The organism is Frankia nepalensis (assembly GCF_016786325.1).
In the GTDB taxonomy this organism is placed as follows: Bacteria; Actinomycetota; Actinomycetes; order Frankiales; family Frankiaceae; genus Pseudofrankia; species Pseudofrankia nepalensis.
Window position 1 is genome coordinate 1 of sequence record NZ_JADWYU010000047.1, and the last position, 11,004, is coordinate 11,004.

Annotated in this window: 10 protein-coding genes; 3 read left to right on the forward strand and 7 right to left on the reverse strand. The window is 72.0% G+C overall.

Annotation, left to right across the window (positions count from 1 at the left end):
* The 4 genes from I6A81_RS02175 to I6A81_RS02190 form a co-directional block, all read right to left on the reverse strand.
* Positions 1-909: serine/threonine-protein kinase (locus I6A81_RS02175; RefSeq protein WP_203010072.1), on the reverse strand; the 909-nt coding region annotated here is incomplete at its 3' end.
* 198 nt (positions 910-1,107) lie between these two features.
* Positions 1,108-3,321: a WD40 repeat domain-containing serine/threonine protein kinase gene (locus I6A81_RS02180; RefSeq protein ID WP_203007035.1), complete on the reverse strand. Its 2,214-nt coding sequence runs from the start codon at positions 3,319-3,321 to the stop codon at positions 1,108-1,110.
* Positions 3,322-3,484: 163 nt separating this feature from the next.
* Entirely contained in the window at positions 3,485-4,192 is a 708-nt protein-coding gene (locus tag I6A81_RS02185) for a haloacid dehalogenase type II (RefSeq protein WP_203007034.1), read from the reverse strand.
* A gap of 94 nt (positions 4,193-4,286) precedes the next feature.
* On the reverse strand, positions 4,287-5,261 hold the full coding sequence (locus tag I6A81_RS02190; protein ID WP_203007033.1) for a zinc-binding alcohol dehydrogenase family protein: 975 nt from the start codon (positions 5,259-5,261) through the stop codon (positions 4,287-4,289).
* A 409-nt stretch (positions 5,262-5,670) separates the two neighbouring features.
* Between I6A81_RS02190 and I6A81_RS02195 the strand changes: the two genes are divergently transcribed.
* Positions 5,671-6,834, forward strand: coding sequence for a UDP-glucose--hexose-1-phosphate uridylyltransferase (locus tag I6A81_RS02195; protein ID WP_203007032.1), 1,164 nt, complete (start codon positions 5,671-5,673; stop codon positions 6,832-6,834).
* A gap of 239 nt (positions 6,835-7,073) precedes the next feature.
* Here I6A81_RS02195 and I6A81_RS02200 read toward each other — a convergent pair whose 3' ends face one another.
* Positions 7,074-7,820 carry a DUF72 domain-containing protein gene (locus I6A81_RS02200; RefSeq protein ID WP_203007031.1) on the reverse strand — a complete coding sequence of 249 codons (747 nt, stop codon included), beginning with the start codon at positions 7,818-7,820 and terminating at the stop codon, positions 7,074-7,076.
* 116 nt (positions 7,821-7,936) lie between these two features.
* Between I6A81_RS02200 and I6A81_RS46020 the strand changes: the two genes are divergently transcribed.
* On the forward strand, positions 7,937-8,218 hold the full coding sequence (locus I6A81_RS46020; RefSeq protein ID WP_323132729.1) for a WD40 repeat domain-containing protein: 282 nt from the start codon (positions 7,937-7,939) through the stop codon (positions 8,216-8,218).
* Here I6A81_RS46020 and I6A81_RS02205 read toward each other — a convergent pair.
* Both I6A81_RS02205 and I6A81_RS02210 read right to left on the reverse strand, forming a co-directional pair.
* Positions 8,178-9,467, reverse strand: a complete 1,290-nt coding sequence (locus tag I6A81_RS02205) for an ABC transporter substrate-binding protein (RefSeq protein ID WP_203007030.1) — start codon at positions 9,465-9,467, stop codon at positions 8,178-8,180. The two genes, I6A81_RS46020 and I6A81_RS02205, sit on opposite strands and share 41 nt — an antisense overlap.
* Positions 9,468-9,969: 502 nt before the next feature.
* Positions 9,970-10,491, reverse strand: a complete 522-nt coding sequence (locus I6A81_RS02210; protein ID WP_203007029.1) for a GNAT family N-acetyltransferase — start codon at positions 10,489-10,491, stop codon at positions 9,970-9,972.
* 22 nt (positions 10,492-10,513) lie between these two features.
* On the opposite strand from I6A81_RS02210, the gene I6A81_RS02215 reads away from it, so the two are divergent.
* Positions 10,514-10,732: a hypothetical protein gene (locus I6A81_RS02215; protein WP_203007028.1), complete on the forward strand. Its 219-nt coding sequence runs from the start codon at positions 10,514-10,516 to the stop codon at positions 10,730-10,732.
* Positions 10,733-11,004 lie beyond the last annotated feature (272 nt).

Consider the following 11,004-nt stretch of genomic DNA (forward strand, 5'->3'; position numbering starts at 1 on the left):
GCCCGGCGCCACGGGCGGCCCGGCCCACGCCCGTGGCCCGTCCGCGGCGGTCGCCTCGTCGGGGGTCGCCCGCAGGTGGTGCAGGGTGAGGAGGAGCTCGTCGGCGGTGGGCCTCTCGGTGGGGTTCTTGGCCATCGCCCGCGCGACGAGGGGCCGCAGGGCTCCCGGTACGCCGGTGAGGTCAGGGGCGTCGGTGATGACGCGGTGCAGCACAGCGGGGATGGGGCCGTCACCGAACGGGGCGCGGCCGGTGGCCGCGAACAGCACGACGGTGCCCCAGGCGTGGACGTCGGCGGTGGTGGTGGCGGGCAGGCCGAGGGCCTGTTCGGGGGCCATGAAGGCGGGAGTGCCGATGGTGCCGTGGGTGAGCGCGGTGGTCGCGTCGAGGGCGCGGGCGATGCCGAAGTCGATGACGCGGGCGCCGGTGGAGGACATCAGGATGTTGCCGGGTTTGAGGTCGCGGTGGACGACGCCGGCGGCGTGGATGGCGGTGAGCGCGGAGGCGACCGCGACCGCCAGCCGTTCGAGTTCCGCGCCTGGCAGCGGGCCGCCGTCCTGGACCGCCGTCGACAGTGTCGGCCCGTCGACGTACTCGGTGACCAGGTAGGGGCGCGGGCCGTCGGTGCTGACGTCGAGGACCTCGGCGGTGCAGAACTGGGCGACGCGGCGCGCCGCCTGGGCCTCCCGCAGGAACCGCTCCCGGAACGCCGGGATGCGGGCCAGGTCGGACCGGATGACCTTCACCGCGACCAGCGGCGCCTGCGCGGTGCCGGCGCTGGACGCGTGCTCGTGGCGGGCGAGGTAGACGCTGCCCATACCGCCGTCACCGAGCCGGCCGAGTAGCCGGTAGGGCCCCAGCGTCGCCGGATCGGTCTCGTCGAGCGGCGCCGTCCCCGGCACCTCGGCCATGCCGCCCCCGCCCCGAAGACCCTGCCCCGCCTGTTCCCCCGACAGGCTGAAGGGACGATCTTCTCCGCGCCCGTTATATCCCATCGGACTGCCGCGCGGCCCCGCTGCCCGCCCGGCCGGTGACGGCGTGGCGCCCCGTCGCGAGCGGTTGGGCGACCCGCCCCGCCGCGCGCCGGCCGGGTCGTGGGCCTACTTGTGTCAGCCCACACTCCAGAGCTGGATGAGGCTGCCACCTCCAGCGGAGGCGAGGGTGTGTCCGTCGGGGGAGAACGCGAGGTTCCAGCCCCCGGCGTTGTCGACGGGCTGGCCGAGGGGCGTGGGCGTGGCGGGGTTGGTGATGTCCCAGAAACGGATGGTGCTGGTGAGCTGGTCGTTGAAGGCGAGGACGGTGCCGTCGGGCGAGAGGGCCATGTCCATCCCTCCGTTGGAGGGGACCCCGAAGAGTGGCTGGCCGAGGGGCCGGGGACGGGCGAGGTCCTCGACGTTCCAGAAGCGGATGGTCTCGCCGAGGGTGACCAGGATGTGGCCGTCGGCGGTGAACTCCATCGTCCCCGCCCAGGCGACATCGAAGGGCTGGCCGAGTGGCGCCGGCCTGACGGGGTCAGTCACGTCCCAGAGGCGGACGGAGCCGTCATCCCCACCGATGGCGAGGGTGTGGCCGCCGGGGACGAACGCCACGCTGTGGACGTAGTCGGTGCTGCTGGCAAGGGGCTCGCCGAGGGGGGTGGGGCTGGCCGGGTCGGTCACGTTCCACAGGCGGACGGTCCCGTCGCCGAGCACGATGGCGAGGGTGTGGCTGTCGGGGGAGAAGGCCAGCCCGTGACTCCACCCCTCGGGACCCGCCGGTGTCCGTCCGGCAGGCGCCGGTTTGGCGGGGTTGGTGACGTTCCAGAGCTGGACCGTGCCGTCGCGCTTGTTCGCCGCGAGGGTGTGGCCGTCGGGGGAGAAATACAGCGCCCCACTGCCGGAGGCGTCGAAGGGCTCGCCGACGGCCGCGGGGCGAGCAGGGTCTGTGACGTCCCACAGCTCGATTCGCTTGTGGTCGAAGGAGTTTCCGCTCTGGTCGCTGAGGGGGTCGCTCTCGAGGCTGGCGAGGGTGCGGCCGTCGGGGGAGAAGGCCACATCGAACACGTCGGTGGGCACGTCCCACGCCACGGTGCTGATGTGACCGATGGGGCGTACCGCGCTGTGGGACAGCGCGTCGGCCGTTGTCCGTCGTGACTGCGCGGCGGTCGCCGTCGCGGACGGTGCCGCGCGCGGCGTCGTCCCGGCCGTGGCCGTCGTGCCGCCGGGCCTGTCGTCGCGGGTGACGGCGAGGACGGTCGCGGTGACGGCGACCGCGACGGAGACGGCGGTGATGGCCGCGAGGGCGATGGTCAGCCAGCGGTGGGCAGGGTCGCGGCGGGCGGGCGGCCGATCGGCGGGCGGACCGGTGGGTGGCGCGTGCTCCGGGGGCGGGAGTGGGCGGGTGGTGACGTTGGCCGAGTCGGCGGCGCCCGTGGCCGGCGGTGGCGGCGCCCCGGCGGACAGGCGCGGCGGGGCGGGTGTCGGGCCTGGGGCCGGTGAGTGGACCCGGTGCAGGAGGAGCAGCAACTCGTCGGCGGTCGGGCGGTCGGCGGGGTTCTTCGCCATCGCGCGCGCGACGAGGGGACGCAGGTCGGCGGGGACGCCGGTGAGGTCGGGAGCCTGCGTGGCGACGCGGCGCAGGATCACCGGCGTCGGCCCCTCGCCGAAGGGGGCGCGGCCGGTGGCGGCGAACACCACGACCGCGCCCCAGGCGTAGACGTCGGCGGCGGTAGTGGCGGGTTGGCCGAGGGCCTGTTCGGGGGCCATGAAGCCGGGGGTGCCGATCGAGCCATGTGTGATCGTGGTGGTGGACTCGAGGGCGCGGGCGATGCCGAAGTCGATGACCCTCGCCCCCGACGGCGAGAGCAGGATGTTGCCGGGTTTGAGGTCGCGGTGGACGACGCCGGCGGCGTGGATGGCGCTCAGCGCGGAGGCGACCGCGACCGCGAGCCGCTCCAGCCCCGCCACCGCCATCGGGCCGCCGTCGCGGACGGCCGTCCAGAGGGTGGGGCCGTCGATGTACTCGGTGACGAGGTAGGGGCGCGGGCCGTCGGTGCTGATGTCGAGGACCTCGGCGGTGCAGAACCGGGCGACCCGGCGGGCCGCCTGCCCCTCCCGCAGGAACCGTTCCCGGAATTCCGGGATGCGGGCCAGGTCCGGCCGGATCACCTTCACCGCGACCAGCGGCCCTTCGTCCGCGGTGGCCGTAGGTTCGGTGGTGACCTGGCGGCGGGCCAGGTAGACGCTGCCCATGCCGCCGTCGCCGAGCCGGCCGAGGAGTCTGTACGGCCCCAGCGCGCGCGGGTCGTCCTCCTCGAGTGGTGCCAGGCCCGCGATCTCGGCCATGTTCCTCCCCCGCCAGGACATCCGCCCCGCCCATTCCCCGGATGGGCGACAGAAGAGATCTCCTGCGCGGACGCTATCGCACTGTCCTTTGACGGCCGTCTCTCGGCATGACCGCCGTCACCCGCCAGAAGACGTGACGTAGTAGCCGTCCGCCGAGGGTGTCCTAACGTCGCCAGCGCCGGATGAGCTGGTCGGCGAGGTCGGGAAGATCCCGGGCGACGAGGTTGGGCTGGGGCAGGGAGGCGACGGGCAGCGGCGCGTTGCCGGGCCGGGTGATCAGGCCGGCGGTGTAGCCGGCGCTCTGGGCGCCGATGGTGTCCCACACATGCGCCGCCACCATCATGCAGGCGCCTGGCGGCACGCCCAGAGCCCGGGACACCAGGTGGTAGGTCGCCGAAGCCGGTTTGTAGGCGCGGACGGTCTCGACGGTGAACCGCCTCTCGAAGAAGCGCGCCAGCCCGGCGTGCTCCAGCGGGCTGGGCCCCGCCGGGTTGGCGGGCGAGTTCGTCAGCGTGACCATCCGGAAGCCCGCGTCGCTCAGCCGTCCCAGGCCGGCCGCCACGTCGGGGTGCGCGGGCATGGTCAGCATGCCCGTCCTGAGGTTCTCGGCCTCGGTGTCGGTGATCCGGACGCCGTGGATGTCGCCCACCATCCGTAGCACCCCCTGCCCCAGGGCGAAGAATCCCTCGTACTGGCCGGACAGGGTGGCCGTGATGGAATACAGAAAAAGCTGGTCGAGCCACTGGCGCATGACCCGCCGGTCACCGAAGACCGCCTCGAACAGCGGTTCCAGGGACTCGACGTCGATGAGCGTCTCGTTGACGTCGAACACCAGCACCGACGGCTCGGCGCCGACCCATGGCGAATCCATCGCGACCTGCCTGGGTTCCGGGGGGTTCCAGCGGGTGGGTTGGCGTGGGTTCCGGGCCGCGCCTCGCCCGGCCCGCGTCTGGCGGGCGTCCTGGTCAGCCGCGGACCACCACCATCTTGCCGCCGGCCTCGCCGGCTTCCATGACGCGGTGGGCCGCTCGGATCTCCTCGAAGCCGAACACCCGCGCCGGGCGGGCCGCCAGCTGGCCGGACGCGACCTGGTCGACGATCTCCTGGAGCGGTACGTCGGACAGCGGAAACCCGGGCGTGCCGAACACGAAGCTTCCGAAGAACGTCAGGTAGACGCCGCTCGCCATCTGGAGCAGGGGATTGAAGTCCGCGATGGGGTCGAGGCCGCCGAGCCAGCCCGCCAGGCAGGCGCGGCCGCCGCGGCGCAGCATCGCGAGCGAGTCGAGGATCGTGCTGTTGCCGACGAGGTCGAGGACCGCGTCGAGGTGTCCGGCCTCGGCGATCCGGGTCGAAAGGTCCGGTCCCTCGCGCTCGGCGCGGTCCGCCCCGAGTTCTTCCAGCTCGGCGAAGCGCGCCGGGTCGCGGGTCGTGGCGATGACCCGCGCGCCGGCGTTCACGGCGAGGCCGAGCGCGGCTCGCCCGAACGACGACGTGGCGCCGCGGATGACCAGGGTCTGGCCCTTGTCGATCTCCAGGTTGCGGAAGAGGCAGGTCCACGCGGTCGCGTAGGTCTCCGGGATGGCCGCCAGCACCGCCCACGGCAGGTCGGACTCGATGGGCACGACGTTGGACACCGGCGCGCGGGTGTACTCCGCGTAGCTTCCGTTGCGGGTGCGGCCGAGCCCGCCCATCAGGGTCGCGACCTTGGCTCCCGGGGGAAACTCGCCGCCTGGGCAGGCGGCCACCACGCCGACGCACTCGATGCCGCTCACCTCGGCCGCCTCGGCCCACTCACCCCTGCGCATGTGCATCTCGGCGTGGTTGAGACCGAACGCCTTCACCTCGATGACGACGTGGCCCGCCTCGGCGTCAGGTTCGGGCAGATCCCGGTAGACAAGACAGTCGGGCCCGCCGAATCTGTCGATGACGATCGCTCGCATCCACGGCCCTCCAAGCGCTGGCGACTACGGCGAGAAATCCCTGCGAATGGTCCAGGAAGGCGCCTTGAGGACGTGACGGGCGCAGGTCGGCGCGGTGGCGCTGAAATCGCCTCTCCCACGCCGGCTATATCCTTCCGTCCGTTTCTTGGCTACCTGTCCGCCAGCGCCAGCGGAGTTCTCCGGGCATTGTTTCCCGTCTCCGCTCCGCTCGCAGCGCGAGGGCCTCTGGGGGATCGTTTCGGGAGCTTGGCTACTGTTCGAGGAGGCGGCCGCGTCAGCGGTCGCGGGTGACGTCGTCGGTGCCGTCCGGGTTGGGACGACCCGCGCGAGCCGCGTGACCGGTCGAGACCGGTCACGAGAACCGCGCCGACGAGACGGCCCACTCCGCCCTACGGACCTCTCGAGGACGATGACGAACACCGAGCCCGTGGAGAGCGCTCCTGGTTCCCATCGTCGTTTCGACGCGCTGCGCGGCCGCTGGGTCCTGGTGTCGGCCGGCCGGGACCGGCGGCCGTGGTCGGGTCAGGCCGAGGCCGTCCAGCCCGGCCTGACGGTGGCGCACGATCCCGCCTGTCCGCTGTGCCCGGGCAACCTGCGCGGAGCTGGGGCCGGTGGCGGTAATGGTGGCGACGGCGACGGTGTTCGGAACCCGGACTACACCGGGCCGTACGTGTTCGCGAACGACTTCCCAGCCCTGCGGCCCGGCGCCGGCCAGGACCAGGGCGATCCGTCAGGCCGACCCGTCCCGCAGGCGGGCCTGCCCGACGCATTGCTGCATTCCGAGCCGGTGGCCGGGGTCTGCCGGGTGATGTGCTTCGGCCCGCGCCACGACCGTCACCTGGCCGCCATGTCCGACGGGGAACTTGCCGCGGTCATCGACACCTGGACCGCGCAGACCCGTGAGCTGGCCCCCCGATGGCGATGGGTCCAGATCTTCGAGAACCGGGGCGCCGCGATGGGCGCCTCGAACCCACACCCCCATGGCCAGATCTGGGCCAGCTCCGTGCTGCCGGACGAACCCGCCGCCGAGGACGCCCGCCAGCGGGCCTACCTGCGCCAGCACGGCCGGCGCCTGCTCGTCGACTACGCCGCCACCGAACAGGCAGCCGGTGAACGCGTCGTGGCCGCGAACGACGGATGGCTCGCGGTCGTCCCGTACTGGGCGGTCTGGCCCTTCGAGACCATGCTCCTACCGCTGCGTCCGGTCGCCAGCCTGGCCGACCTGGACGGGCCCCTGCGCGCCAGCCTGGTCGACATTCTGCGGACCCTGCTGACGGCCTACGACCACCTGTTCGGTGTGCCGTTTCCCTACTCGATGGGCTGGCATGGCGCCCCTGGCCCCGCCGACAGCGGACCGGCGGCGGATCGGTCCACCGGTGGCGAGCACTGGCAGCTGCACGCGCACTTCTATCCTCCGCTGCTGCGCTCGGCGACCATCCGCAAGTTCCTCGTCGGCTTCGAGATGCTGGCCGGTCCCCAACGCGACATCACCCCGGAACAGGCCGCCGCCCGGCTCCGCGCCCACGTCCCGAGCCCGGCGCGCGCCGCGCCCACGGCGGAACGGGCCGTGTAGAAGACGGCCCGTACAGGCGAGCAAGGCGAACGAGCGCCGCGACTGCCAACGCTGGCCTGCCTCACATGATCGCCGATAGTGCCCACTGAAGGTCGTGGACAGGGCCAGATCACGACCTCCAGTGGGCAGAAACGGCGATCATGTCCGGCGTCGGCGGACGGGAAGCCACCTGGCCGGGAGGCTGCCGACGCCAGCCGAGCGGCCCTGGGCCGGAAGCGATCGTCGGGAGGACGCGCTGCTCAGGAAGGCTCCATGAGGCTGGCGCACAGCTCGCGCAGGGTCGAGGCGTTGCGGACGGCGTGGCCGTGGCCGTCGTTGTTGAAGTAGGCGTAGACGTCGAGGCCGCTTCGGTGCCATTCGAGGAGGCGGTCGCGCCACCATCGCAGGTCCTGGTCGCTGTAGGAGCCGGAGTAGAGAGCGTCGTGGTCGGGCCCGTGAAGCCGGACGTAGACGAACGACGCTGTGGCTCGCGGGACGCGGGGCAGACCCGCGCCGCTCATGACGCAGTAGGCCGCCTGATGGCGTTCGAGCAGCCGGTAGACCGCTTCGGTGTGCCAGCTGGCGTGGCGCAGTTCCACGGTCGTCCGCATCCACCGGGGAATGCCGGCGAGAAGGTACTCCAGCCGGGCGTCGTCCCGGGCCTGCCGGCCGTCCAGCTGGACGAGGACCACCGTCCGGCGTTCGCCGAGCTCATGCCAGCCGCGCGCGATCCGCTCGGTCCAGGCCTCAGGGCCGTACAGGCGCTTCGCGTGCGTCAGCCCGCGCGGCGCTTTCACCGACATCGCGAAACCGGCCGGCAGCCGCCTTCGCCAGGATCCGAACGCGGCCTCGGTCGGCCACCGGTAGAAGCTGGCGTTCAGCTCGACAGTGTCGAAACGACGGGTGTAGATCGCCAGCCGGTCCCGCGTCGGCGTTCCGGGCGGGTAGAGCACGCCCTCCCAGTGGTCGTAGCTCCAGCCCGAGGTCCCGACGTACAGCTTCGCCACGACACCATCCTGATCACGATACGACGCGTCGTCCTGGTGACCTGGTTCCTTTCCGGGCGTGGCCGGTGGCATTCACGGCCGGTGGATGTTCTTCCCGCCACCGGAAACACCGATGAGTGGGACGGCGCGGCTGTGGGCCCAGGACGGCGCCGCTGTGGGACGTCGCCGACCCCACCCGGATCCGACCGATCGGCCGGCCTCTCGCGGGCCACACCGAAGCCGTGATGGCCGTGGCCACCACGGCCGACGGCCGCGTCCTGGCCACCGGAAGCGTTGACAACATGGTGCGGCTCCGGCGGATGCGCCCGCCGCGCTGTCGCGAGACGGGCGCACGCCGGGAAGCGCGGGCCTATCGGGTCATGACTGCCGGTTCAGGGCGGCCACCTGCTCCGGAGTGATCACGTCTCCGCACAGGGCGTCCGGGCTGACCGGCTGGAACCGGGCGCCGTCCTGGCTGATCTTGATGGCGTAGTAACAGGTCGAGGTCTGACGGAAGTTCGTCGACAGGTCGATGCTGGCGTCGGGGGCCAGGCCGGCGCCGTCGTAGTCCTGCACGGCGCGCAGGCCTGAGATGAACGACTCCCTGGTCGGGCACTCCCCGGCAGCCTCCAGGCCGCGGATGAACAGGTCGGCGGAGAGCCAGCCGTTCACCGCCATGTCCTGGGTCGGCGGCTGGATCTCCGGGACGTAGTCACTCATCGCCTGCCGGAATCTCTGCTGCCCGACACTGTCGAGCTCGAAGGGCTGGATGGCCGACAGGATCGACGCGCCGGCGATCGACGGGCCGAACTCGGTGAGACTGTCGTGGTCGTAGCCCGCCGGCAGCAGGGCGACCTTGAGGCCGTGGCCCAGGCTGACACCGAGCTGGGCGAGTTCGGGGAGCAGTTGCGCCGCCGCGCTGGGCAGGAGGACGCCCGCGAGTGTGTCGATGTCGTTCTCCTTGAGCTGCCGGGCGATGACCCGGTAGCTGGTGCTCGCGCCCGTGGGGAACGTCTGGACGACCTTGACGCCGGCCGCCGTCAGGCTCGCCGCGACCTGCTGCGCGAAGCCCAGGCTGGAAGCGCTCGCGTCGATCGTGAAGATGGCCGCGCGGGTGCCCCCCTGTTGCTGGACGTAGTTCCCCCAGGTCGTGTTGAAGCCGTCCCCCAGATAGAACCACGAGAACATGTTGTTCATCCCGAGCCAGATCGGGTCGCTGGCGATGCCGGTGACCGGGATGGCGCGTTCCTCCAGGAGCTTGGCGGAGTCGCGGCCGCCGCCGGGGGAGTAGATGAATCCGAAGACGTTCTCCTGGTTGAGAAGCTCCTGGACCATCCGCAGGCTAAGTGTCGGATCCGACTGGTCGTCCCGCCAGGCGTAGGTGACCTTACGGCCGTAGATGCCGCCGTCCTGCTCGTTGAGGACGTGGAGACGGGCATCCACCCCGGCCCGGAACGGAGCCACGGTGGATGCTCCCGGCCCGGTGTCGTTCCAGACCATGCCGGCCCTGATCTCGGTGGGCGTGATGCCGGGCGCCGTCGCGGAGCAGGTCCCACCCGCCCCGGTCGTCCCTTCCTGGCCACAGGCGACCAGGGATGCGGCCAGGCCGCTGGCGCTGACCACGAGCGCGCCCGCCCTGAGTAATCGCTTGCTGTCGAGCAATAGCATGCCGCGACTCCTTCGAGTCATCGCCGCGCCGCCGGCCCGGGTGGGCGGGCATCCGCCATACGCGGGAAAGCCGCGCGCCGAAAGTGGCGCCTCGTCACCCCGGGGCAGTGCTGCGCCGAAAGCGGATGCACGCTCGCGACGCTCACCGAGTACGTCATGTTCTATCCCTTGGTGAATCCAGGCTTCCCGGTGGCGAGAGTATCGTTCTACATGCGGGGCGTCGCGACAGCCCTTGGGTGGCGGTGGACGCGACGGCCACCAGCGGCGATCGGCGCGCTGATCGCGTATGCCTACGCCAACTCGGGCGACGACGACCTGGACCGGAAACCGCGCGGACGCGAGACCAAACCGATCGCGGTCTGGCGGCAAGACCACCGGCCTCCGGATTGCCCGGACTTCTCGCGGCGCGCCGGTTGGCCGTCAGGCCCTGGATCCGCTGCCGGGCCGGGCGGGATCCGGGCGGGATCTCCGTCGATGGTTGGCCTCGGTGGCTCCCGCCAGGTCAGGATGGTGCCGAGTCGAGGACGCGGATGCTCAACTGGGCACCGAGTTCTCGGAAACCAAGGGTCCGCGCGAGTTCGCGGGACGGCATCGGCCGTGCTCGCCACTGCGGCAGGAGGCCGTCGTCGAGGGCTCGGGCCACCGCCGCGGAGGCGACCTGGCGGGCGAGTCCTCGACCGCGCGCGTCGGTGGCCGTCAGGACGCCCAGGTGGGCGACGGCGCCAGGCCACTCGCAGAAGCCGGCGGCGGCCACGAGCCGGGGTCCGTCGCGAACGACGGACGCCGGAGATGTGATCTCGTCGAGGCCGCATTCGTCCGCGTCCTCGGCGCTCACCGAGGCCAGCAGCGCCCGCAGATCCTGGGCGCTGGGCCGCAGCATCTCGACCGTGTCCTGGGCGGGGTGCGGCCGGAAGTCCTCGGCGTTCAGGTAGGAAAGGGCCGCGGGACCCAGTGCCTCCGTGACCGGGAGGACTGTCCGTAGCGTGTGGAGGTCGGTGAGCGCGGAAACCGGCAGCGACGCCACGGCTGACCGTATGGTTCGCGCGATGTCGGCGTTTGGCGCGGTGATGGCGGCCGTCTCGTCGATTACCACGATGCCGGCCCAGGAGGGCGGACAGAACCAGGACCGCGGTGTCACCGCCACCATGGGTGGGGCGGAGAAGGAGATGGGCGCGCCCGCGAGAGACTCCCACAGCGCACGCACTCGCATCGACAGCATCGACACACCGACCAGCGTCGCAGACTCACCGGGATCGCTCAGGTGACCGCCCACCTCGCGGCGGACGAGCGGGTGAACCGCGGTTGGCGGCGCACCCGCCCGAGCGCCTCGTCCCGGCGGTGCGAGGGCCGGGCGGGCCGGTGGTGTGGACGTAGCTGCCCGGACGGCCGTCGACGTTCGTGATCGTGCCGAAGGTGCTGATGAACCGGCCTGGGCCGGCCCGGCCCTTGTTCTAGAAGACCGTTCCGAGGTCCTGGCGGACGATCGTGGCCATGCTGTGTTCCGCGAGCGCGGCGATCGTCATGGACGGGTTGCAGG